Annotated in this window: 1 protein-coding gene; it reads right to left on the reverse strand. The window is 38.3% G+C overall.

Annotated features, from left to right (window positions below; translation table 11 throughout):
* The coding region (locus OOT08_RS18860; RefSeq protein ID WP_325094439.1) for a DUF86 domain-containing protein at positions 1-221 on the reverse strand (221 nt) is incomplete at its 3' end.
* Positions 222-269: the final 48 nt, after the last annotated feature.

A 269-nucleotide genomic window follows, 5' to 3' on the forward strand; every position in this document is an offset into this window, starting at 1 on the left:
TGTTCGATCAAACGTTTTAAATCTTTGCTCATTTCATCATTGATGACTTTTTCATCCAGCAATATATCGATTATGTCCTCGTAGCTTCCGGGATCTCTCATGATAAAACCATCAATCATACTGTTTCCCACATCAAGAACCGATTCGATCAGGGTATGCCCGATTCTTTCGAGACCGAGCTTCTCCATCTCGGATTTCCAGTCTGACTGCTTATTAAACATGCTCAATTGATCATTCATAAATACCAAGGTTTCTTCAATTTTTTCTCT

Source organism: Leucobacter sp. M11, assembly GCF_035726885.1.
Lineage (GTDB): Bacteria > Actinomycetota > Actinomycetes > Actinomycetales > Microbacteriaceae > JAPFRB01.